Raw genomic sequence first — 24,467 nt, forward strand, 5'->3', positions numbered from 1 at the left:
GGGCCGGATGAGGGTTTTTGAGAGCCCCGTAGTATTGCCTCCGATGGATGGTAATATGCTTCCAAAGCAGGTCGTAATTGTTGCTGCGCAGTCTAAGCGTCACAGGTTCGAGTCCTGTTCCCGGAAGGGGTAGCTCAGTTGGTAGAGCGATAGATTGTGAGGGATCTATGGGTCGCAGGTTCGATTCCTGTCCCTGGAAACAGGGTAGCTCAGTTTGGTAGAGCAATGGATTAGCATCGGGCCTTCGGGCTCATTCACTTTTTCTCTAATCAGAAAAACAAGCCAGGCAGATGGCGAAACTGCCTTATAACAATGCGCCTCACACAACAGGATCAGCAACCTGGATCGATAGCAAAAGGCTATTATATCCGATTGCTACCGCCTTGAAAAAGGCAGATACCGTTGCTGAACGTGTAACTGATAGCCGGCTGGTAACCGGTTCATCCCTATACCCCTGATATCCCTGTACTATGTAGCACACCGGTTATCATCACCTGCATCACGTTACACCGCCACCAACTCAAGCCCGCTTCCGCAGGTACCAGTTTTAACGGTGCTGATCCTATTAATTTATTCACTAACAACCCGCAGGAGTCCATATAAATACCCTATAACCTTAAAATTATTCAACTATGATATCACGTGTAAAAATAGCAGCATACCATAAAGGACTGGTTTTCAAAGAAAACCGTTATGTAAAGCTGTTAAATGAAGGAACTCACTGGAAGAAATCCGGGGAAGATGTTGTGCTGTGTGATATGTTCAAACCATTCACTCCTGCTACTGATCTGAATATATTACTGCAAAATAAAGACCTGGCGGATGCGCTGGATGTCATTACTGTCAACCAGCAGGAAGTTGCGCTGGTATACGAAAATGGTCAGTTATATACCATATTGACAAATGGTAAATACGCCTTCTGGAAAGGACTGGTAGAACGTAGATACGATATCTATGATATGTATAAGGCGTTCACACCTGCCACTGACCTGAATGTACTGTTGCAAAACAAAGTACTGGCCGGCATGCTGGATGTACTGATCATCAAACAGCAGGAAGTGGGTCTGGTGTATGAAAATAACCTGTTGCAAACCGTATTGAATACCGGTAAATACGCCTACTGGAAAGGAGCCGTAGAACGTACCTATTCGATCTGTGATCTGGCGAAGCCATTCCAGCCCTTCATTGACCTGAACTTACTGCTGGCGCATAAGGACCTGGCGGAAAGACTGGAGATCATCAGCGTTGAGCAGGAAGAACTGGCGCTGGTATATGAAAATGGTCTGATCAAAACAGCGTTGCCTGCTGGTCAGTATGCCTACTGGAAAGGTCTGGTAAAACGTAAAGTCGTAATGGCCGACCTGTCCAAGTATGAGATCACCGAGGCAATTGACCGCGCAGTATTGGCCAAATCTGAATTACAGGCGTACCTGAGAGTATTCAACGTAGAAAACTACGAGAAAGCGATCCTGTATGTAGATGGTACGTTCAATAAAGAACTGGTGGCAGGTACCCACTATTTCTGGAAGAATCCGGCGCAGATGACGTTGTATAAAACAGATATACGTCAGGCCCAGTTAGAGATCAATGGCCAGGAAATCCTGACAAAAGACAAGGCGAACATCCGTCTGAACTTCACTGTACGATACAGCAATGCTGATATCTACAAACTGGTGGAGAACAAAGACTATGAGAAACAGCTGTATGTATTGCTGCAGTTAGCCCTGAGAGAACAGATCTCCAGTTATACGCTGGATGAACTGCTGGATAAACGTGACGATATATCGCCAATGGTGATGAATGCGGTAAAGGATAAAGCATTCCAGCTGGGGGTAACCCTGCTTGACTGTGGTATCCGCGATATCATACTGCCAGGCGATGTGAAAGAGATCATGAACCAGGTACTGATCGCTGAAAAGAAAGCACAGGCCAACAGTATCATGAGAAGGGAAGAAACCGCGAGTACGCGCAGCCTGCTGAATACCGCACGCCTGATGGAAGAAAATGAGATGTTATTCAAGCTGAAAGAGATGGAATATGTGGAAAAGATCGCTGATAAGATCAGTAGTATCTCGGTAACCGGAGGCGATATAGTCGGACAGCTAAAACAGATATTCGTACCAGCTAAGAAGGGATGATGAGGATCATCCCTTCTTTTTTTGCATAAAACCCCTGTTTTCAGGGATTTGCATTCCCGGTAATCAGTGATATTTTTAGCTTATGCTCAAATACGGCATTACCATCTTTATTGTGACCACTACCGCTATCTGTAGTTACTTCCTGTTAGCGTACAAGCTGGATACGATCGTGTTATACGATCGCACAGACGCTTATACCACTATTGCCCCTTATTTTGCGGCTGTTCCGGAAATTCTGGTCAAAAACGATAATGAACTGGACGTCGTGCTCAGTTTTGAAGGTGTCCGGGAGTCGGTTTACCTGAATAATCTTGAGATCAATATTGCACCTGGCAACGCTACACCAATGATGCCGGTTGCCGTCAGAGAAGACGGCAGTAATTGTCAGGCCTCCTGCTACAACGCCCTGCCCTGCAAATCCAAGATGCTGGAACCGCTGAAACAGGACCAGCATTTTACTTTTACATTTAATACCAGCAAGCTCCATACGAAACGTTATATGGTGACTATCAAGGGGGATATTGTCAATGGCGGCTTCAAATCTTCCTTCCGGAAACAGATCCCTATACAGGAAAAGGCTGTGTTCCTGGAGCGTAATTAATTGTTATTTTTAACAGGAATCAACCTGTTTTCTTTGCATCAATCAGTCTCAACCCGCTTATCTTCCCGGCAATTGGGTGTCGCCCTGTTCTCCGCATTTGTCGCTTTTGCGGCATATACCTGCATTTTTGCATTCAGAAAAGCATTCAATGTGGCCCCTTATCAAGGCTACAGCGTATTAGGTATCGACTACAAGATCATTCTTGTCATTACCCAGGTAGCTGGATATATGAGCAGCAAGTTCTATGGCATCCGGTTTATATCTGAAATGAAACGGGTGGGACGGGGAAGGTTGATATTGATCCTGGTTGGCATCTCCTGGTTGTCCTGGCTGCTATTTGCACTGGTACCTCCACCATATAACGCCTGGTGTTTATTCCTGAATGGATTTCCCCTGGGGATGCTGTGGGGAGTCGTCTTTTCATTTGTAGAAGGACGAAAAACGACTGATCTGATCAGTGCCGCACTGGCTGTCAGTTTTATCTTTGCCTCCGGACTGGCAAAATCCACGGCTCAGTGGGTGATGCAATCATTACATGTCAGCGAATACTGGATGCCTTTTGCTGTGGGGGCTATTTTTTTGTTACCCCTCATCGTATTCATTTATCTGCTGGAAAAAATACCGGCGCCTGACGCTGAAGATGAAGCCATGCGTATGCACCGTTTACCAATGCAGGCACAGGAAAGGAAAAAACTACTGGCAGAATTCTTACCGGGATTACTTACACTGATCGTTATCTATATACTGGTCACGATACTGAGAGAGGTGAGGGATAGTTTCATGGCAGACATGTGGCGGGTATCAGGCGTCGCATATAATGCGGCCACTTTCACACAAACTGAAACGATCATTTCACTGGTTATACTTGTGATGATAGCCTCCATGATCTTCCTGCAAAATAACTATCGTGCATTTCTGTTAACGCAGGTCATTATGTTACTGGGATTCATCTTATCCCTTACAGTGACCATCATCTATCTGCAACACATGCTTTCACTCTATATGTGGATGATATTGGTGGGATTGGGATTGTTCATGGTATACATTCCCTTTAACAGTATTCTGTTTGACAGGTTTATTGCGACGTTCCGGTTTTCGGGAAATGTTGGTTTTCTCATCTACCTGGCAGATTCATTTGGCTATCTCGGCAGCGTGGGCGTACTATTGACCAAATCGCTTTTCCGTATACAGACAGACTGGCTGCAATTCTATACACACCTGGTATTAATAGCTGGCGGTATAGGCATTGCGGGAACGATCATCAGTATTATTTATTTTACCCAAAAATATAAGCAACGATCATTGCAGTAGCTCAGACCACTGAAGAGGCGCGGGCAATGACTGATCACTGAACTCAATATGGATCACCCTGCGTTTGTGATTATTCGTCGTTCTGCTGGATGCGTGTAGCAATAAAGGACGCATGATCATAATACCACCTTCAGGTACATCACAGATCGCTTCCGTTTCTACTGTCCAGTCAATTGTTTCCGGCCGGTACATTCCTTTTCTATGAGAACCAGGTACTACTCTCAACGCGCCATTCTGTTCATCTGTATTATCAAGATGTATGCGGATCGTAAAATTCTGCTCCAGTATATGTAAAGGAGGTTGTACAGCATATTGCTGTTGCTTAACCGTCCATGGTCCAAATCCGGGAAGTTCTGCCTTCTCCTTTACAGAAATTGTCAGGTCCTGGTGATAAGGTACAAACCAGTTAGACTCCCCCGGCTTATCGAAGTAGATAGATTTGACCGGACGATATCCTTCTCCGAACAAACGGCTGATCACATCCTTTAGCTTATCATTAAATACCACCGGCACAATCGCCGGTATTTCTTTCAGAAACTGCCGGATAGCAAAAAGGTCTTTTGTTTTCCGAAAGGTATCATTCGAAGTATCTGCATCCTGAATGCACGTTGTCAGTGCAGCTACTTCTTCCGATGTAAAGATATTCCCGACAACCGTAAATCCTTTATCCGCTATTTCCTGTTGATGGAGTGCTGTGTTCATATACTATGGTTATAAAATGCGGCTCTGATGTTCACCAGTATATCTTCTGCTTTCTTCAGATCAGGTGTATCAGGCAAACCGGAACGTGCATACAGATCATCCATCTTTTCCATTTTCTCATCCACCATTTTCATGAGATCATCATATTCGAAAGCGCCTGCCTTTATCTGCAATAATAGTTCCCTGTCATTCCGTTTTACAATCACTTTCTGTTCCGTCGCAATTTCTTCAGCCATGCTAAGTAAACGGAATGTATGCATCATGTTTTTGGCATCATAATTTTTGCCATGGCTCATGGTATTCTGATAGCGGGCATCATTTCTCTTTTCCACCCATTCCCAGTATTCTAAGTATTCACGACAATACATAGAATAACCATCCTTATTGAAATTCATCACAGCCAGGTGCGGCACCGCAACCGGTATAGAACTAAGTTGCACATCATTGGCAGCATCACCGGATGCAATTCCTTTCAGATAAGAACCATCGTTTATCTGATGCTGATGAAAGAGCAGATACACATCCCTGAAATGATCTACCTGCGTAAGACCGCATTCCTCCTGTGCATACTCATTCTTCTCTAACCATTTCTTCAGCGGCATACTGCCATTACCGGCAATAATATAACAGAAGTCCAGAATGGATTTACGGGCAGGTTCCATCGGACGATGAATCTTTTTATTCAGCCCTTTCGCTTTCCTGATCTGCGAAGCAGCATAACCTGCGAAGGTATCTTTACAAAGCCTGGAGAGAAAGTCTTCCGATTTGATTTGCGCCATAAGGGGATGACGAAAGAGCACACAATCTTCCGGCGTACTTAACAACTCAATAATATTGGGGTTGTTTTTAGTAAGCAGATCGATGAAGCGACCTATTTCATAGTACACTTCATCATTTGTTTCATTTGCCACTTGCGTGGTATAATTCAATCCATATAGTTCTTTCGCAGGCAGCACAAAAATTCCTCTGATATCCGTATCTGAAGTAGGGGAGTGTAAGTGTTGTGCCCTGCTGCCACTGATAGATTTCAACAGCAGATCTGTTGTTCCTGTTTGTAGTTGCCCGAGCGTCATTTGAGTGATTATTTTCTTGTAAGAAACAAGATATATTTTTTTTAAAAATTTCCTTACATAAAATGCTAATATTAAAAAAATAGTTTCATCTTTGCATCGTTAAAACAAAACACAAGAACAAACAATGTTACGCATACAGCTACATAAAGATTGCAGAGGCTCATTTAGTCCGATAGAGGACAATGAGGCGCGCAGGGCTGCTTATGCTATCAATTAGTTAACAAAACTAACTCGATATAACTCAAGCCCTGCAAGCAATTGCGGGGCTTTATTTTTTTCACCCCATTGTCAATTATATGCATACACGAAAAATGTCCATACGATTCAAACGCATCAGCGCAGGCTCGCAGCAAAGCGGGTTAACGCCCTGTGCGTGGCTCAACGTGGGCTATGATCCCGAGAGACCCAATTATCAACGAACCGAATTTTTATAGTCTGAAAAAGCAATAGCTGCATTCAGTATAGATATAAAAAACCCGGTCGTTGCAACGACCGGGTTTTTTAATATCATCATCTGCACAGGAACTAATATCCCGTGGTGGAGAAGGTATGTCTTGTACCCGGCAAATGCAGGTTGCATAAGGGGATTCGTGTGCGCATACATATTCATTGATCTGTAGCTCAACGGTTAGAGCAACTGCCTTATACGCAGCAGGCTACCGGTTCAAATCCGGTCAGATCAACATATTTCCGGATAGTGTAATGGTTAACATATCACACTTTGACTGTGATGTTCTCAGTTCGAATCTGAGTCCGGAAACATACAAAATGGTGTCAGTAATTCAAGGGCAGAATACCCGAATGTGAATCGGGATATGAGGGTTCGAGTCCCCCTGACACCCATAAAATTATTAGTAACAAATATGACATAGCAAATGCAACACATCAACAAATGGAGGCGGCTTAACGGCGATGAAATACAACGGCCTATCGCAGATGAAATCACTGAAATGCTGATCGCTGAAAGAGAAGCAGGTAATGATCTCAAAGTGTGTATCGGCACCGATAGCCAGGTAAAGGGGCGAATCACAGAATTCGCTACCGTTATCGTTTTTCTCCGGAAAGGTAAAGGTGGATTCATGTATATCCACAACTTCAGCACACAACGAAAAATGAGCATCAAAGAAAGGATGCTGGAAGAAGTGGGCAGAAGTATAGAAGTGGCTTACTCATTGTGTCACATTTTCACAGCATATAATGTGGACATGGAAGTACATGCAGACATCAACACCAATCCGAACTTCAGGAGTAATGATGCATTAAAGGAAGCTATGGGGTACATCATGGGAATGGGCTTTACCTTTCGGGCTAAGCCTCACGCCTTCGCCAGTACCTCCTGCGCAAATAAAATAGTACATTAAAAACAGATCATATGGTTCATGTAAGCGTCCTGATGGACATTGCAGAAGCAAGACAGAAAGATATTACCAACACAGCACACATCCTCGGTTTTCAAACAACTGTGATGGCTACAACAAGAATGTCTGAGGAGGCAGATCTTGTTGATAACGTTAACGTGAAGATCACAAGGGGAGGAGCTACTTTACCTGCGATCGTGCAGGATGATTAGACATCCTGCAATGAACTTTTCTTTATCATTAATTCTATTATATGATATCCACAGGAGATCTCCTACTTATCCCCCTATATCCCTATTCCTTAGTAATTGTTATCCTGAGTCAGCATAGAACAAATGCTGACTTTAGCTTTTTTTGTATTAAAATTGTGCTGTCTTTTGTCCCATTGCCGACGTCTTTAAAGAAATGCGGATCAACCTGTAATGAACTATAGCGGGGCGTTATTACACTGCTCAACGATCATTAAATAGCTATTCCTTTTGTGGATTAACGATATTTCGCAAATCGTCATATGGAACTAATTTCCATATTATTCACAATCAGATAGTTATCTATTGGCACAAAATTCACTTATCAAAGACACACCATATAAATCAAATCAGCATTAGCAACCTATATGATCACACTTATTATTGACGACAATGCCATCGCGCGGACTACATTACTGGAACTCACCAGCCAGATAAAAGGCGTTGTTGTTGCCTGTGAGTGCGGAAATGCCATTGATGCTTATAATTATCTCCAGGAAAACACAGTAGACCTGTTGTTACTGGACATAGAAATGCCGGGAATGTCGGGACTCGAACTGATCAAAAACATGGGGAATAAGAAGCCTGTTATCATCTTCACGACTTCCAAGAAGGAGTATGCGGTAGAGGCATTCGAACTCAATGTCGCCGACTATCTCGTGAAACCGATCACGCCCGGCCGGTTCCTGCAGGCCATAGAAAAGGCTAAACAGGTGGTTGAAAGCAATAAAGAGGAGATCCGCTGGGAAAATGATGAGTTTATCTTTATCCGGGATTCCAATATTGTCAGAAGGCTGAAACTGGAAGAAATCCTCTATGCCGAGGCCATGGGCGATTATGTTAAGTTATTCACTGCCAAGAAGTTCTTCGCCGTACATACCTCTTTACGTTCGCTGGAAGAACGCCTGCCGGCGTCCCGTTTTCTGAGAATACACCGCTCCTATATGGTGGCCATCGATAAAATAGACACCCTGCAGGACGGAGCTGTCCTCATAGGGGAGAAGAGTCTGCCAGTGGCAGATGCCTACCGCAAGGCGCTTAATAAGCGCATGAACGTACTATGACCCCGGCTAACTGAATAGGGTCCCCGGCGATCGATTTTGCCCGTCTGGCGAAAGCCGCCCGACAGGGAGCTCCTGGTATATGACTTTTACGGATTGACATGAATAACAACCGCTTTACATACCTGATCCTTACCGCGTTCCTTATAGGGACGCTTATACTGGCCTTTATACAGTATAATTCCTCCAAAAACATTGATCAGCTGATCAAGGGTAATCAGAAGCTGTTAAGGGAACTCCAGGCAGGGAATAAGCTGCGGGAGCTCGAACGTGATATTATCTGGGTAGAATCCAGGATCAGGGCAGCAATCGCTACTGACGACACTTCTCATATCGAAGGGGTAGACGCCAAGATCTCTGAAGTGGAAGCATTTGTTGATACATTGAAAGACATGAATACGGACGATAGCGCCGTCATGTATATAGAACGTCTGAAATACCTGGCTGGGCTGAAATTGCACAACAAAAACCAGTTGATGCATGAGTTTTTCCGCACCGGCAGGATGGATGATACCAGTCTGATCGCCAATCCCCGTGCCAGGGAAATCTCTAATGAGATCAGTACCGTCACCAGGAAGATCTACGACAGCCGTCAGCATGTAATGACGGAACTGAGTAATAGCATCAATGAAAGCAGCAGAAGAGCCAGAAACTGGGGGATTATCCTGATCTGTCTTATCCTGCTGACAGCAGCAGGTATGCTTTGGTTTGTAATGAGCAGGATCCGGAGACAGCAACAGCTGATACTGGAACTGGACAGATCTGAGAAAAAGATCCGTGAGATTGCGATGATCAAAGAGAATTTCATGACCAACATGAGCCATGAGATCCGCACGCCGCTGAATGCCATTCTGGGCTTTACCAATCTCTTAAAATCCAGAAAACTGGATGAATCTTCTACCGAATTTGTTGGTTCTATACAGAAGGCAGGCGAAAATCTGCTGACCATCATCAATGACATACTGGATCTCTCCAAGATCGAAGCCGGTATGGTCAGGATAGAATCCAATCCTTTCAGTGTACGCGGATTGCTGCACTCTATCCAGACGCTGTTCAGCGAAAAAGTAAAGGAAAAGAAACTCGTATTACAGGGGGAGATCGCTGCTGATGTGCCGGATACGCTTATTGGAGATGCCACCCGTCTGACACAGGTATTGGTAAATCTGATCGGGAATGCGCTGAAGTTCACAGAAAAGGGCGGGATCGTCATTTCTGTCAGCAATAAGCAAAGCGATGGTAATATCATTCAACTGGCATTTGCCATCACAGATACAGGTATCGGTATTGAACCAAACAAACTGGCTTCCATCTTTGACCGTTTTAATCAGGCAGAAGATTCTATCACCCGGAAATATGGCGGTACTGGTCTGGGACTTTCTATCGTAAAAGACCTGGTCATATTACAGGGAGGGGATATCAGTGTGGAAAGTGAGCCTGGTAAAGGAACGACCTTCCGGTTCTTTATTCCCTATGCGATCGCATCTAAACAAATGCCGATACCAGACAGCATCGATATCAGTCAGTTCAGGATCACCACCAACAATGAAGTCAAGATACTGGTAGTAGATGATAATGAGATGAACCGTAGTCTGATGAAGCACCTGTTCACCGAATGGGAACTTGCTTTTGATGTGGCGAGTAACGGTATGGAAGCAATTGACTGTTTGAAAAAGAGCCGTTACGACCTGATATTAATGGATATCCAGATGCCGGAGATGGATGGCTATACCGCCACCCGCGTCATCCGTAAGGAAATGAAGCTGGAAGTGCCGATCGTCGCCATGACTGCCCACGCACTTGCGGGAGAAAGGGAAAAATGTCTGAGCAATGGAATGAATGAATACATCTCCAAGCCCATCAATGAAAAGGAACTGTATCAGCTGATCAACCGTTTTGCCGCTATCTCAAATGTCAGACAGGACAAACCAGCGCCGGTTATTCCGCCAGCATCGGTACCAGCTTATCAGTATATCAATCTGGATTACATGAAAGAGATCAGTCAGGGGAATAAGGTATATGAGCAGAAAGTGACCAGACAGTTCATTGATGCGATGCCGGTCGAACTGGCGCAATTACAGCAGGCATTTCACAACAACGACATTACAACATTAAGAAGTACAGCACATAATCTGAAGACCACCATTTCTATTATGGGGCTGACAGAGCGCTTATCTCCCACACTGGATGAACTGGAATCAGCGCCAGCCATCACTCCACCGTTACAGATTCACATTGATCTGTTGAAATCATTCACAGACAATGCGATAAGGGAGGCAGAAGATTTTTACTCACAGGTGTAATGTTAACCCAGTCATTTAAAAGAGCAGCTCACAACTGCTCTTTTTTTGTGCCCTCCCGTTTCCCCCGACAGCGACAGTTTTTGCCTGTTTAGCGAACGACGCTTTCCTTCGGCTTTCATTTAAAGTAGTTTTATATCAACACTTACAGCAAGCAATTATTCACTAAAATCTAAAGCGACCCATATGCTACGTCCTATATTTAACGCCGCTCGCGATCACTATCAGGGAGATCCATTTGCTCCTGTTGAGTTGGTGATGTACGCAGATCTTCATAACGCAACCTGCGCTTCTATATATCCAGCGATTCAGCACCTTCGCAGCATGATGGGTAATGACCTGAAATTTGTATTTCGTCACTATCCGGCGCCAGATAAACACCCGCTGTCCCTGGATGCAGCTATTGCGACAGAAATAGCCGCCAGATATGGTAAGTTCTGGGAAATGCATGACATTATCATCGAGAATCAGCCCCGCCTTTCACGCAGCATATTTCCTTATCTCGCGTCAGCTGTTGGTGTAGACATGGCATTCTTCGAAGAAGGCAGAAAACACCGGGAAGTATTTCACAAGATCATCAATGATTATGAAGGCGCAAGCCGTAATGGTGTAGATGCCGCTCCTACGATCTTCATCAACGGCAAAAGATACAATGGGCATCTTCACTATGCCAGCCTTTACAAGACATGTCGATACGCCATCACACTAAAAGAAATGGCATTCTAAAAATCCTCCTCCTTTAACGCTCAAAATATTGATGTTATGACTACCACGAAACCATTCTTTGAAATCTATACATTCGAACAGATCAGCAACAACCGTGAATTCAATAACAGTACCCCACATGCGCACGATCTTATAGAAATTATCTGGACCGTATCCGGTAATAGTTTCCTGAAAGTGGACATGCAAACTTATTCCCCTGAGGGCGATCAGATATTCTGTATCATGCCTAATCAGACGCATCAATTCTCTATCGACAATGATGATGACTCAACAGGTTACATCATCCGTTTCAATGAACTCTTCCTCCAGGAATATAACTCTGTATATCATGCAGATCTGCTCCTGGTCCTAATACAATCCGCCAATATCAGATATAGCCAGGAAATCCGCCAGGAGATGCAATCTATCATGGACAAGCTTATCCAGGAATTCAGTCATCAGCAGATCTATAGTCCGGACATCCTGAGCCGTTATCTCAACATCCTTTTCATACATATGTCCCGCCAGTCGCACAGTCAGCAACCGGTCAGCCAGCAGCATCATAACGTCAGACAGGCAAAACGTTTCATCCAGCTGGTAGACCAGAATTTCAGATCACACAAAAAGGTATCTGAATTTGCAGAGCAAATGTGCGTAACTCCCAGCTACCTGAACGAAGCTATAAAAAAGGCCACGGGGTATACCGCTGGCCACCATATCCGCCAACGTGTAATACTTGAAGCCAAGCGATATGCTGCGTATTCAGATGCCAGCATGAAGGAAGTCGCATGGGATTTAGGGTTCACGGATATCTGCTACTTCAGCAAGTTATTCAAGAAAGAGACCGGCTATAATTTTTCGGAGTTTAAGAAACGACAGGAAAAAGTTTTGGCTGTATAGCAGATCGGGCGTGCCGGCGAATGCCGGCATGCCTTTTTGGTTGTGTTTATTTTAAGTCAGGCCCACGGTGTAATGCCGTGGGTTTTTTATTTATCTTCGAAGCATAGACAGCACCTGCCATGAAATATTATTTCTCTCTGCTCATATTGATATTCCTTACCAGTCACGCATCCTCGCAAAGTAAACCAGTTAAAAGTGTGTATGGACAACTCGATACGATCATCGAATATGATTATAAGCAGCGGGCAGCCATTAAACCCTCTTCAGAAGGACATTATATGAACGGTACCCTTACCAACGATATAGCGTCCAGCAATGCGGAAGTATCCCGGAAAGAATTTGCGAATTGCAAACCCTGCGTAGTCAAAACGTACAACAAAGACGAAGTGCTTGTGCGGATAGCAGTACAATACAGTGATTGTCCCGCCGGTGATTACATTGACTACTATCCGAATGGAAAAATAAAAACGCGGGGACAGTTCAGATCAAATCCTTCCGGTGACTGGAAGACGTTTATCAAACAGGGACATTGTGGGGAGAAGGAGGGCAGATGGTTATATTATGGCATCTATGGTAATGTGCTCAAACTGGAAGATTACAGGAATGATACACTGGTATATAAAAAAGAAGTACCTCCTGAACAATAACAGATTCCCACTATTCACTAACAGCTAAGAAAATCCCAATCACCCCAAACATTTAAGCGCCGGAATGTCTGGTCGCCCTCCCTATTTGTCCACCTCAACAGATACTACTGTGCCGCCCATTGGTTTTAGAACATCTTTGTGTCATCAAACAAACAATTACACACAACAACTAAAACCAACAACAATGAACGCAAAAACATCAAAATTAATTTACTGGATAGGTGCCGTATTTATGTCTTTATGGTTCGGCGCAAGCGGTTTCTTTGAATTAACACACAATCCGGTTGTTTGGGACATCACCGTTCAACTGGGTTACCCTCCACACTTCATCTATATTCTTGGAGTAGCTAAAATCTGCGGTGTTGTCGTGCTGTTAACGCCAGAAAAACTGCTTCGACTGAAAGAGTGGGTATTTGCCGGCATGTTCTTCGACATTACTTTCGCATTCTTCTCTAAACTGGCTGTATTGAATTTTGCAGCAACGATCGATGCCATTATTGCATTTACAGTTTTATCCATAACTTATGTGATGTTCAGGAAATTGTATCCTGCGACATATGAGAGGGCTTAAGATGATAGTCTGAGTATACTTATCCTACGTTAGTGCTTCGTTTTTGAACGATAGATCAATGAAGGATATGTATACTCAGACTATTAATTTATAGCACCAAGTTACTGAATAAAACTGCTGTTGATGGTGGTGCCATCCAGCTTTATCTGGTAAGGCCATTGCTCGTCATTACTATCATTATTATCATTTAAATGTTCCCAGTGCTCAGTAGGAGCACCGCTAACTATCAACCATAGAAAGGCTGTATTGGCAGGAACTGTGTAGTTTACATCTCCATTAGTATTGTTATATGTGCTGCCATAGACACGGCTGCCATCTGTTTTTACCGCCAGGAAACCATATCTCCATCCAGCCTTATCGATCTTAATACTTCTGAATCCGGTTTGTCCGGCAATACCTTTAAATTGTAAACGGACTGTTGTTCCCGCTGCAGGCACATTTAATCTGATAGCATTATATCCATAGTTCTGCGGACAAACTTCAGGACTGATCGTATACCAGCCATTCGCAGCCGTATTCAGCTTTGAAATATGCTGATTTGCATACTGACTGGCAACACTCCTGATCCTCGATATATCCCAGGTCACAAACTTTCTGTAGGCATCAAACAGTTCATCATTGAACGCCTGCTGATCAACCTGGGCAAGCCGTTTATATGTGGTAACAGCATCTTCACCACGTCTGGCGCCTTTCCATAATTTCGCGACAAAATCCTTCCCCCGTTTATCAGACCAGTACTCCAATACAAAAGGAGAGTGGTATTGATTGATCTCATGCAGAAATGCGTAATTAGTATACTTCATAAATGCCTGCAAATGATAATTCTCAAAAGTCAGCCATTGGGGATATACCTGCCAGAGCATATACTGCGAGGTCATTTCAAATATCGTCTGACCATTACTTCCCTGCGGTGAACTGGAATAGCCCCAGTTACCATCCGACTGTACATAATACTGGAATACATGTCCTAATTCATGTGCCACAGCACCAAACGGATAAGTATTAATACGGGGAGGCGTTACCCAGAGTATACCGACCTTATTCTCTGCGCCGCCGCCATAGGCAGTCCCGTCGGTGGAGTTGGTAACATATATCAGTGCCTTCAGACTATCTGAAACAGACCTGCCTTTGTCAACAAATTTTAGCGTATCCGTATAGTATTGGAAAAAGCGTTCACACTCTGTTAGTATCTGTGTGATGTCAAATCGTTTATTAGGGTCTGTATTGGTAGCCGGAGTGGCGCCAAAATCCTTTGCCCAGAATGCTACAAAATCGGCCGATTCGGCCTTTCGCTGATTGCTGTAAAGGCTTGCGTCATTGTTGTAATCATTATTAGCAGGGACATTCCAGATCACCTTTGGAATGTATACTTTTTTCACAGGAGCAAGGCGCTTACCTAATGCCAGTGGTTCAGCAACATTCTTTTTTGCACAGGAATAAAAAAGGGTACTGATTGCTACAGTGAGACAGCAGATAATTTTTGTCATCTTTAGTTGGGTTAATGAATACTAAAATACCCCTCATTATAAGTCAGCATTTCATTGTATTTAACAAAGCCTGCTCAGATATTCACCTTTTATTACCCTTCTCCACAGTAAGTTAATTTCCGTCTTTCATCGGTTAATATGCGGGTAAGTACTGGCACAAATGGACACTATTTTTGGAAATACCAGACGCGATTCTTCGACTTTCTTAAACACTATTTAGTATGATCCGGCATAAGTATTTAAAGGGATTTTTGATATGTATATGCAGTTTGCTTTCAATCAACGTATTTCCTCAGTCAGTGATACTGTTATCATCTCCTGATAAAAGCCTAACCATTGAGATCAATACGAAAGATAGTCTGTCATGGAAGCTGATGAAGGGGAAGGAGATCTTAGTAGATCATGCAGTAGCAGGTATTGATATTGAGCACAAATCCTATATCGGTTTTAATGAACGTATAAAATCATTTAATAAGGTTGCTAAAAGTGAGTTGCTCCACCCGGTTGTTGCTGTAAGACAAAGCTCAATAAAAGATGCCTTTAATGAGCTTACGATCAACCTCAAAAGCGGCAATTCCATCATTTTCCGGGCCTATGATAACGGAGTCGCCTACAGATGGGTGACCCATTTTAAAGATTCCATCAATGTTAAAAATGAGATCGTTGATTACCAGTTCCCGGACAACAATCATGTACTATGGGGAGTAGAGGAGAACAAACAATTTCTTTCCCATTTCGAGTTATTATTCAGGGACACCACGCTGGCATCGTTTTCAACAGCAGAACATTGTGGTCTTCCCTTGTATATGTCTTCGTCTGCCGGTACAAAAATGCTTTTCTCCGAAGCCGATCTGCTGGACTATTCTAACCTGTTTTTCTTTGGTACAGGCAGTAATAAGATCACCAGTGGTTTTCCCAAAGTAATTCTGAGAGAAAGCCTGGTCAGAGACAGGGTTACCAAAATAGAAGAAATTGCTGATTACATCGCCAGGACCAATGGGACCCGTTCTTTCCCCTGGCGGCTGATCATGGTCGCTGATGAGGATAAGGGACTACTCGAAAACAACCTTGTGTATCAGCTGGCATCACCCAATATTCTCAAAGAAACAGACTGGATCCTACCCGGGAAAGCATCCTGGGACTGGTGGAATGCAAATAACATCTACGGCGTCGACTTCCGGTCCGGCATCAATAACCAGACCTACAAATATTATATCGATTTTGCTGCGAGATTCGGTCTGGAGTACATCATCCTGGATGAAGGCTGGTCAAGATCGACCTGGGATATCACCCATCCCAGGGATTCCATCAACGTACCGGACCTGGTTGCTTACGGCAAAACAAAGCAGGTAGCTGTCATTTTATGGACGCTCTGGCAGCCGATGGATAAGGATATGGACAATGTGCTGGCTACTTATGAGAAATGGGGTGTAAAGGGTATTAAAGTCGATTTTATGGCCCGTGCCGATCAGTATATGGTCAATTTCTACGAACGCCTGTCCGCAAAAGCCGCAGCACATCATTTACTGGTAGACCTGCATGGCGCCTATAAACCGGTGGGGTTGAACAGGCGGTATCCCAATATTATCTCTTACGAGGGAGTAAGGGGACTGGAAAATTATAAATGGAGTGATGATGAAGCAACACCTCCACATGAAGTGACACTGCCATTTACCCGGATGGTATTAGGCGCAATGGATTTCACCCCGGGCGCTATGCGTAATGCTACTAAAAAAGACTTTCATGCCGATTTTGATGCCCCAATGAGTCAGGGAACCCGGGCGCATCAGGTAGCCATGTACGCGGTTTATGAAAGTCCGTTGCAGATGCTGGCAGATAACCCTTCCAACTATCTGCAGGATACTGCCTGTACGCGTTTTATTGCGACTTTTCCTACTACCTGGGACACGACCATTGCACTGGAGGGAAGGATCAAAGCATACGTGGCCATTGCCCGTAAAAAGGGGAAACAGTGGTTTATAGGCGCGATGACGGACTGGAGTTCGCGGGACCTGACATTACATCTGGACTTCCTGGAGCCCGGAAAGCAATACAAAGTAAAAATACTGGCTGATGGAATAAATGCTGACAGGTTTGCGGAAGATTACCGGCTTTCTGAAGCTGTATGGCAAAAAGGGCAGCAGGTACCGGTACACATGCAGGCAGGAGGAGGCTGGTCTGCTATTCTGACGGAGGAGTAGCCTGAACTTCCAGTAATTTACCGGCGATCAGACAATGGGCAGCAATAGGCATAATTCCCTTTTTCCATAGTATACCGGGGCATAAAACTATGCTTAAGCTGTCTATAATCGTTAAATTTGAAGAACGCCCTACCGAAGCCGGTAATAACGACAACCATGACCCTGGGAAACAATTTACTCTTTTTCTTCAGTACCCTTGGCGCATTTAATGCGCTCATTATTGGCATCTATTTCCTTTGCTTCACTGCAAAGAAAAATCTGTCCAATTACTTGCTTGGCGCCCTGCTGATTGTATTGAGCATCCGCGTGGGGAAGTCCGTCGCCTATTTTTTTGACTATAATATACCAAGGATAATCCTGCAAATCGGATTAACCGCCTGTCTGTTCATTGGACCGTTTTTATACTTCTATGTAAAAACGGAGATGCAGCAGATCCGGAAACTGCCGGTATCCTGGAAATTACAACTGACGGGCTGGTTGGCTATGATACTGATAGCGGGTCTGCCTTTCCCTTATGCCACCTTTCCATATCTCTGGACGCATTACATTATTCCGGCCATCTATCTGCAATGGGGTATTTATATTGGTCTCACGATAACTTCACTTCACCCGCTCTTTAAAAAGATCAGGACCAGAGAGCAACTGAAACCTTTCGAGAAGTGGGTCCTGGCCATCTGTGCGACGATATCGCTGATCTTTATTGCTTATGTATGGTCTATTATGAAGATCACCAAAGGCAGTTATATTACAGGACCTTTATACTTTTCACTGGTCACCTATCTTGCTATATGCATATTGCTCTACCGGAAAAAGGCAAATGACCTGTCTTCTTTTACAGGCCAGAAATATGGTGATAAGAAACTGAATGAGGACGACGCTGTGCAGGTGATTGCCAGATTGCAAACGGCCATGAAAGAAAAAGAGCTCTTCCGGAATCCCAATTTAAAAGTGGGAGATCTGGCTCGCGAGGTCAACATTCCCAGTCACCAGTTATCGAGGATACTGAATGACAGTCTGCAGAAAAACTTCACTCTTTTTGTAAATGAATACCGGGTAAATGCGGCCTGTAAAATGCTGTCCCGCCAGACCAATTTCACCATAGAAGCGGTTGGAGACGAGGTGGGGTTTAATTCAAAGTCGACATTCTTCGCCACCTTCAAAAAAATTAAAGGATTGACTCCCAATGCATTTATAAAAGAAACTACTCCGGATTTGTAAATCCGTACTAATGTCTGCTCATCCGGAAGCTCCCTAAAAACATAAAAATGCACCTTTGGCTAAACGCCTTTTTTCATGAAAAAGATAGCCCTGTTACTGAGTTTATTTTCTATCAGTTTTCCTGCATTTTGCCAGGATACTTCTACCGAAAAACAACTAATTAAAAAGACGATCGAACTGTATTTCGATGGCTGGGCGACAGGAGATACGACTAAATTAGGAAAGGCGATGCATGCTTCCTGTCACCTGAAAAATTACCGGGATGGGAAATTTACAGTGTATACACGAGAGCAGTATCTGAGTTTCTTCAAGCCCCGTCCTGTTCCACCTAACCTGCAAACCCGTATTATCAGCCTGGATGTTACCAATAACATGGGTAGCGCCAAAGTAGAGATCAGTACAGAGAAAGACCTGTTTACGGACTACTTCAATCTGATGAAAACAGACGAAGGGTGGGTCATTGCGGACAAAGTATCCACCAGGACGCCACATATCACAGGGGACGCTTGTACAGCGGCAGGAAGGAGGGTAGACTCCCTGTTTGCCGTTTATAACTCACAGACACCCGGCGCCGCCGTAGCCATAGTAAAGGATGGGAAAGTGGTTTTTCAGAAAGGCTATGGCATGGCCGACCTGGAACATGATATCCCCATCACACCGCAGACGGTCTTTAATGTCGCTTCTGTTTCGAAACAATTTACCGCCTTCGCTACCTACCTATTAGCCAGTGAAGGCAGGATATCACTTGAGGATGATGTCCGTAAATACATACCAGAACTCCCGGACTACGGTCATGTTATCAAAATAAAGCATCTGCTCGGTCACACCAGTGGTCTGAGAGACCAGGCGGCCATCTGGTCATTAGCCGGAAGCATCTCAGGAGACATCTCGACAACCGAACAGACACTGAAATTATTAGCCAGGCAAAGAAATCTGAATTTCACACCCGGCACCGCCTTCGGTTACTGCAACACCGGTTATACCCTCCTTGCAGAGATCATACATCGCGTAAGCGGCCAATCATTTGCTACTTATACAGCGGAAAAGATATTCCGGCCACTCGGCATGACCAGCACGCAGTTCTGTGACAACTATGGCAAAGTGGTAAAAAACAAAGCGGAATCCTATGAGCTGATAAACGGCATTTATTACCACCAGCCATTGAATGTCTCTAATCCTGGTCCTTCCAATCTCCTGACTACAGTAGAAGACCTCACCAGGTGGATATTGAATTTTGAACACCCGGTAGTCGGTACGCCTGCATTAATTAAAGCCTTCAATGAGGCGTCCTACCTGGACAATGGCTCAAAAGTCATATTGCGGATAGCCGGAGACCATGACACCATCTTTCATGCAAAAGGGCAAAACCTGAGTAATTACAAAGGAGTGGAGATGATTACGCATGGAGGACATGCGGCTGCTTTCCGGACCTTTATGGGACGTTTCCCCCATGAACAACTTGCGATTATTGCCCTTAGTAATGATGAACATAATGAAAGGCTGAATGCCAGGTGGCAGATGGCGGAGTTTTATATAAAAGATAAGCTGAAGGAAGAGTCGTCCTCTCCGGCGGCGTCCAGGCCACCAGTGCTCAAGCCTACTGTAGAATATACAGGGGATGTAAAGGACTTTGGAGGGGAATATTATAGCGATGAACTGGGGACGAGTTATACGTTTATTCCACGCGGAAATGTGCTTGTTATGAGACATCTGAGATTAGATGATATTGTGTTGAAACGGGAGGGAGAGGGGAAGTTTTCAGGTGCTGGTCCGGAGACGTTTGCGTTTGAGATGGCGTTTGAGAAAGATGAAAAGGGAGGTGTAAAGGGTTTTGTGATTTCGAATTTCGGGGTGAAAGGGTTGAGGTTTGAGAAAGTGAGGTAGGCGACAGCTAAAAAAGTAAAGAGTATCTTAGTGGCTGTTACAAACATTAAGCACTCTTCGTTCAATGGAGCAACAATATTGGGAACTATTCGAGACTAAAGTCCGGCTGCTCACTGAAAGGCAGCAGCGGATAATTGCGTATCAGTTTTGTTTACTTGTGGAGACGGACCTGGATGATCTGGGTAAGGGTGCGCTTATGCTTGTGCAGCAGCTTACGTCGGATCAATTCTTATCGGAAGAGTGTGCATCTTACCGGGAGCAGTTGCAGGAAAAATTGCCAGACGAGGGCACAAGCCTGTATAGTCCTTTGATATGGGCATTAATGCCGAATACGGATAGTTATCCTGTATGGTATTCGACGGCTATTGTGGGGGGAAATATAGTTGATCTTGGGGTGAGCAGTTTTATGGAATTGACGGATTTAACGGAGAAAATTTTGAGCGGGGTTTAAAGCCGGTATAACTGGTTATATCAAGTGTAATAGCTAATACTTGATCTGACAGATTAAGCATTTTTGGTTCATAAGATCGTCTATAAAGCTATGCATCTTTTATCAATAAAAGCCCTCAGGTTGACACTTTGACTGTACCATACAATTGATCAATCTTCTTCTCATTAGCTAGTTCTTTGCTATCTAACCAGGTTTGCATGGGCGTTTTTCCATAGCAGTAACGCCCGCTGTGGGATCGTTCTGTGTTGTAATATTGAAGCCACTTATCGAGATCTTCCTGCAAAGCATCCAATGAATCATACATTTTCTTTCTGAACGCAATGGCATAGAACTCTTCCTGCATTGTTCGGTGGAATCGTTCACAAATGCCATTGGTCTGAGGGCTTTTGGCTTTGGTTCGCGTATGATCAATATCCTCGATAGTCAAGTATAACTGGTATTCGTGATGTTCTCTGGCTCCGCAATATTCGGTTCCGCGATCCGTAAGAATACGAAGAAGATCAATTTCCTGTTCCTGATAGAAAGGTAGTACTTTATCATTGAGTACTTCCGCAGCTACTAGTGCGTTTTTCCGATCATAAAGCTTGGCAAATCCAACTCGAGTATAGGTATCAATGAATGTCTGTTGATAAATTTTGCCTACACCCTTGATATATCCCACATAATAAGTGTCTTGTGCTCCGAGGTAGCCTGGGTGGAATGTTTCAATTTCGCCCCTGCTTTCCTGTTCTTCTTTTTTACGTTCCAGGGCTGCAACCTGGCTTTCAGTGAGGATAATGCCATCCTGAGCAACTTTAGCTTCTAAAGCTTTTAATCGCTTCTGCATTGTCTCTAAATCATGTCGTAGCCAAACACATCGGATGCCAGCTGGGGATACAATGGTCCCTCTTTTTCTTAATTCATTGCTGGCGCGAGATTGTCCCTGTTCAGGATGCTCAATAGCGTAAGCAACGACTGCGTCTTCGTCTTGACTGGGAATGCGATTTTTTAACAGGGGCTTACTGCGACTGATCTCTTTGAGAGCTAGTTCGCCACCCTCTTCATAAAGCTTTTGGAAACGATAAAATGAGTCCCGACTATAGCCCATAACTTTACAGGCTTCGGATACATTGCCGAGCTTCTCGGCCAACTTCAACAGACCCATCTTTGGCTGGATAATCTTTTGAGTTGTTGTCATGACTTTAATCTTTTACAATTATTAATTAACAATAACTGTCAGATTAAGTTTTAACTTCTACATATCAAGTAATATTTATCGCCAATTCAATGGTCTCCAAAAATTTCTTGATCAGAAAAGAAAGATTTAATTTAATGCAGGAGCTTTGCTAAAAATATTAAGGAAACATAAATAGAAAGACTGCTACAACTAATACTCGTAACTGCTTTTTTACCGAATAGGAGAACCTTATAAACATTTTTCTAACTTTTGTTAGAATTCAACGCTTGCGATTCACTTCATATACAAGATCAACTATCACAGCATCGGCCAAACATCTACACCAAATTCTTCCTTAATTGCTCTGACATAAGAAACCTGGCAGTTATCATCGTTAATCAGATTAGCAAAAAAGACATCAGCAGCCTCTCCATAAGCTTCCATGTCTGATCTTTTTCTGTTAATATATTTTTTTCTTTTCTCAGCTAGCAACAAGTCGTCCAATTTTAAAAGACTAACCAAATTGGAGGCCTCAATATCATTTCCATTTTTTGCAAAGTAATCCCCCTGATGATAGGCGATCCTTTCTTCAAAATCTTCAGAAGTTGGATGTAGAACTGGTTGAAATTTCTCCCATTTATTACCCTTTTCTTTATTCCATTGATTTTTTATTAGAAACCAATTGGTATAACTGTCCCCTTCAGTATTCTTAAGATTTGGATTGAAATGATCGATGTCTGAAGCATCCGCCCGACCAATATACTCATCAGTATAAGCACAGTAGCTTTTCTGCTCCTGAAGTAAATAGTCCTTGAGCTTTTTATTATGGGTAGAGTTATTAGGAATATACTTTAAGTCGTCAGCTAAAATTCCGGAATCTTCTGTTTTATTAGCCTTTCTCATCAAAAATTATATTTATCCCCTAATTGTGTTAACTCACTAAGTAATTCACGTTTCCTTTGTGGTTCCGTTTCCTCCTGCATTTTTCTTTTTAGATCAAGATATTGCTGATATGCCCGTTTTCCATAATCATTATAAAAATCAACCTGAAAATCATTCCTCAATATATCGTTGGGGTCATCGCCAATAGGAGACTCACCTCTACGAACAGCTATTTTTCCGTTTTTCTCATAATATAAGATAAAGCGTTCTTCTGGCTCAAAAGCCGCTGCAATAAAAGGAGAATGAGTGGCTGTTATAAATTGTGCATCTGGAGCGAAGCTTCTGTAATAGGAAAACAAATCTACCTGTAAATCAGGAAAAAGTGACCGTTCCGGCTCATCAATCAAAATGATTGAATCGGAAGTATCAAATTCAAATAATGGAAAAAAAGATAACAATAATCCTTTGGTTCCTGTACTCAGTGAAGAAATTGGAATAATATCATCTTGAACCTTTGACTTAATTGGAATTGCAAAATCTGTATTATCAGGATCAATTTCAAGGTTTAACTTTTCCAATATAGGATTGAATAATTCAGAAAATGGCACAAGTGGATTCTTATTAACTGCCGACCACTTTTGAATTTCCGCATTTACCTTATTTAAATCAGCTATTTTACCTTTTTTGATTAATTCGGTAGCCATTTGAAGAAACTTTCTCCGATATTCCAAAATGCGTCCTAAAAGTGAAAACCAAATTCGTTCGTCTACATCTTGAGTAAACTCATAAATATATCTGGATCCTATATATCTTTTGGTTATGTCAACGTCAAGTCCTTCTGATAAAGCGTTTATGATATTAAGGGGATTCTGATTAAAGATTTGAATAGTTTTCTCAGAAATGATGTCCGAACTAAAGTAAATCAATTTTATATCCTCTTGAATAAGACGTCCGACAGCGCCACCACTTAGTTTATCTCGATGAAATTCCTTTTCGCCAAAACGAATGCTACTATCATTCCTGATTAACAAAGGCCCCTCCATTAGAGAGAATTCAGCATTTCCATTATAAGTGAGCGTATCTAGTGACCACAAACCACCATTAGCTACCTCAGTCTGCGATAGTTGAAAAATCAAATTTTTAATTAACTCAAGAAGACTTGTTTTTCCAGTGGCACTCTGTCCAATTAAGCATATTTTATCCAATGGCATACCTGCTTTTGGATGCCCTTCGGGATACGTAAAGTCCAGATTAATATTCTCTAAATGTCTGTAAGACTCGATGTTGAGCTTTTTAATCTTCATATTTCAAAACTGGATAAAATAATCTGTGGTTATAGGTAAGATAAAAGATAATCCCCAAAACATTGACTTTGGATTTTTATGGGGCTTAAGTGAAGTTAGTTAAAACAAAAAAGTCTACAAACATCAAGCTTGTAGACTTTTTTCCGCTCCCCCTGCTGGACTTGAACCAGCGACCCTCTGATTAACAGTCAGATGCTCTAACCAACTGAGCTAAGGAGGAGTGTTTTCCCCGTTTCGGGATTGCAAAGATAGATATTTTCTTATTCTCGCCA

At 43.2% G+C, this 24,467-nt stretch carries 22 protein-coding genes, 3 tRNA genes and 1 pseudogene; 19 read left to right on the forward strand and 7 right to left on the reverse strand.

What is annotated here, in order from left to right; genetic code table 11:
- The first annotated feature begins 119 nt into the window (after positions 1–119).
- The 5 genes and pseudogenes from BMZ72_RS16265 (at position 120) to BMZ72_RS16280 (ending at position 4,050) form a co-directional block, all read left to right on the forward strand.
- Positions 120–199, forward strand: a pseudogene (locus BMZ72_RS16265).
- 91 nt (positions 200–290) lie between these two features.
- Positions 291–458, forward strand: coding sequence for a hypothetical protein (locus BMZ72_RS36590; protein WP_012788243.1), 168 nt, complete (start codon positions 291–293; stop codon positions 456–458).
- A 174-nt stretch (positions 459–632) separates the two neighbouring features.
- Positions 633–2,138, forward strand: a complete 1,506-nt coding sequence (locus BMZ72_RS16270; RefSeq protein ID WP_255373216.1) for a slipin family protein — start codon at positions 633–635, stop codon at positions 2,136–2,138.
- 82 nt (positions 2,139–2,220) lie between these two features.
- Positions 2,221–2,739: a hypothetical protein gene (locus BMZ72_RS16275; protein WP_089810167.1), complete on the forward strand. Its 519-nt coding sequence runs from the start codon at positions 2,221–2,223 to the stop codon at positions 2,737–2,739.
- Positions 2,740–2,772: 33 nt separating this feature from the next.
- A complete protein-coding gene (locus BMZ72_RS16280; RefSeq protein WP_255373217.1) occupies positions 2,773–4,050 on the forward strand; it encodes a DUF5690 family protein in 1,278 nt (425 codons plus the stop codon).
- Here BMZ72_RS16280 and BMZ72_RS16285 read toward each other — a convergent pair.
- Together BMZ72_RS16285 and BMZ72_RS16290 are read right to left on the reverse strand one after the other, a co-directional pair.
- Positions 4,039–4,752 (reverse strand): phytanoyl-CoA dioxygenase family protein, encoded by a 714-nt coding sequence (locus BMZ72_RS16285; RefSeq protein WP_089810171.1) that lies wholly within the window; start codon positions 4,750–4,752, stop codon positions 4,039–4,041. The genes BMZ72_RS16280 and BMZ72_RS16285 overlap by 12 nt on opposite strands.
- On the reverse strand, positions 4,749–5,825 hold the full coding sequence (locus BMZ72_RS16290) for a DNA polymerase beta superfamily protein (RefSeq protein WP_089810173.1): 1,077 nt from the start codon (positions 5,823–5,825) through the stop codon (positions 4,749–4,751). Before BMZ72_RS16290 ends, BMZ72_RS16285 begins: the two co-directional genes overlap by 4 nt.
- A 610-nt stretch (positions 5,826–6,435) precedes the next feature.
- On the opposite strand from BMZ72_RS16290, the gene BMZ72_RS16300 reads away from it, so the two are divergent.
- The 10 genes from BMZ72_RS16300 to BMZ72_RS16350 all read left to right on the forward strand — a co-directional run bounded on the left by BMZ72_RS16300 (position 6,436) and on the right by BMZ72_RS16350 (position 13,612).
- A tRNA-Ile gene (locus BMZ72_RS16300) sits at positions 6,436–6,508 on the forward strand.
- 87 nt (positions 6,509–6,595) lie between these two features.
- A tRNA-His gene (locus tag BMZ72_RS16310) sits at positions 6,596–6,667 on the forward strand.
- 33 nt (positions 6,668–6,700) lie between these two features.
- Positions 6,701–7,186 carry a ribonuclease H-like YkuK family protein gene (locus tag BMZ72_RS16315; protein WP_012788249.1) on the forward strand — a complete coding sequence of 162 codons (486 nt, stop codon included), beginning with the start codon at positions 6,701–6,703 and terminating at the stop codon, positions 7,184–7,186.
- A gap of 11 nt (positions 7,187–7,197) precedes the next feature.
- Positions 7,198–7,395, forward strand: a complete 198-nt coding sequence (locus BMZ72_RS16320; RefSeq protein WP_089810177.1) for a hypothetical protein — start codon at positions 7,198–7,200, stop codon at positions 7,393–7,395.
- 404 nt (positions 7,396–7,799) lie between these two features.
- Positions 7,800–8,495: a LytR/AlgR family response regulator transcription factor gene (locus tag BMZ72_RS16325; protein WP_089810179.1), complete on the forward strand. Its 696-nt coding sequence runs from the start codon at positions 7,800–7,802 to the stop codon at positions 8,493–8,495.
- A 98-nt stretch (positions 8,496–8,593) separates the two neighbouring features.
- Positions 8,594–10,792, forward strand: coding sequence for an ATP-binding protein (locus BMZ72_RS16330; RefSeq protein WP_089810181.1), 2,199 nt, complete (start codon positions 8,594–8,596; stop codon positions 10,790–10,792).
- A gap of 183 nt (positions 10,793–10,975) precedes the next feature.
- Positions 10,976–11,515 carry a DsbA family protein gene (locus BMZ72_RS16335; protein WP_089810183.1) on the forward strand — a complete coding sequence of 180 codons (540 nt, stop codon included), beginning with the start codon at positions 10,976–10,978 and terminating at the stop codon, positions 11,513–11,515.
- Positions 11,516–11,551: 36 nt separating this feature from the next.
- On the forward strand, positions 11,552–12,394 hold the full coding sequence (locus BMZ72_RS16340; RefSeq protein WP_089810185.1) for an AraC family transcriptional regulator: 843 nt from the start codon (positions 11,552–11,554) through the stop codon (positions 12,392–12,394).
- Between the two features lie 119 nt (positions 12,395–12,513).
- Positions 12,514–13,041: a toxin-antitoxin system YwqK family antitoxin gene (locus BMZ72_RS16345; RefSeq protein WP_089810187.1), complete on the forward strand. Its 528-nt coding sequence runs from the start codon at positions 12,514–12,516 to the stop codon at positions 13,039–13,041.
- 184 nt (positions 13,042–13,225) lie between these two features.
- The gene (locus BMZ72_RS16350; protein ID WP_089810189.1) at positions 13,226–13,612 is read left to right on the forward strand and encodes a DoxX family protein; all 387 of its coding nucleotides are present in this window, start codon (positions 13,226–13,228) and stop codon (positions 13,610–13,612) included.
- 101 nt (positions 13,613–13,713) lie between these two features.
- On the opposite strand, the gene BMZ72_RS16355 is transcribed toward BMZ72_RS16350, so the two are convergent.
- Positions 13,714–15,099 (reverse strand): DUF6055 domain-containing protein, encoded by a 1,386-nt coding sequence (locus tag BMZ72_RS16355; RefSeq protein ID WP_218155258.1) that lies wholly within the window; start codon positions 15,097–15,099, stop codon positions 13,714–13,716.
- A 299-nt stretch (positions 15,100–15,398) separates the two neighbouring features.
- On the opposite strand from BMZ72_RS16355, the gene BMZ72_RS16360 reads away from it, so the two are divergent.
- The 4 genes from BMZ72_RS16360 (at position 15,399) to BMZ72_RS16375 (ending at position 20,853) form a co-directional block, all read left to right on the forward strand.
- Positions 15,399–17,300, forward strand: coding sequence for a glycoside hydrolase family 97 protein (locus BMZ72_RS16360; RefSeq protein ID WP_177222813.1), 1,902 nt, complete (start codon positions 15,399–15,401; stop codon positions 17,298–17,300).
- Positions 17,301–17,417: 117 nt separating this feature from the next.
- A complete protein-coding gene (locus tag BMZ72_RS16365; RefSeq protein ID WP_143087713.1) occupies positions 17,418–18,518 on the forward strand; it encodes a helix-turn-helix domain-containing protein in 1,101 nt (366 codons plus the stop codon).
- A gap of 75 nt (positions 18,519–18,593) precedes the next feature.
- Positions 18,594–20,402, forward strand: coding sequence for a serine hydrolase (locus BMZ72_RS16370; RefSeq protein WP_089810195.1), 1,809 nt, complete (start codon positions 18,594–18,596; stop codon positions 20,400–20,402).
- A gap of 64 nt (positions 20,403–20,466) precedes the next feature.
- Positions 20,467–20,853, forward strand: a complete 387-nt coding sequence (locus tag BMZ72_RS16375; RefSeq protein WP_089810196.1) for a hypothetical protein — start codon at positions 20,467–20,469, stop codon at positions 20,851–20,853.
- Positions 20,854–20,968: 115 nt separating this feature from the next.
- Here BMZ72_RS16375 and BMZ72_RS16380 read toward each other — a convergent pair whose 3' ends face one another.
- From BMZ72_RS16380 to BMZ72_RS16395, 4 genes are all read right to left on the reverse strand, one after another.
- Complete coding sequence (locus BMZ72_RS16380) at positions 20,969–22,030, reverse strand: IS481 family transposase (protein WP_089810198.1); 1,062 nt, start codon at positions 22,028–22,030, stop codon at positions 20,969–20,971.
- 297 nt (positions 22,031–22,327) lie between these two features.
- On the reverse strand, positions 22,328–22,912 hold the full coding sequence (locus BMZ72_RS16385) for an HNH endonuclease domain-containing protein (RefSeq protein ID WP_089810200.1): 585 nt from the start codon (positions 22,910–22,912) through the stop codon (positions 22,328–22,330).
- A complete protein-coding gene (locus BMZ72_RS16390; protein WP_089810202.1) occupies positions 22,912–24,195 on the reverse strand; it encodes an ATP-binding protein in 1,284 nt (427 codons plus the stop codon). The genes BMZ72_RS16385 and BMZ72_RS16390 overlap by 1 nt, the downstream gene beginning before the upstream one ends.
- 146 nt (positions 24,196–24,341) lie before the next feature.
- A tRNA-Asn gene (locus BMZ72_RS16395) sits at positions 24,342–24,415 on the reverse strand.
- Positions 24,416–24,467: the final 52 nt, after the last annotated feature.

Source organism: Chitinophaga sp. YR627, assembly GCF_900114995.1.
Classification (GTDB): Bacteria; Bacteroidota; Bacteroidia; order Chitinophagales; family Chitinophagaceae; genus Chitinophaga.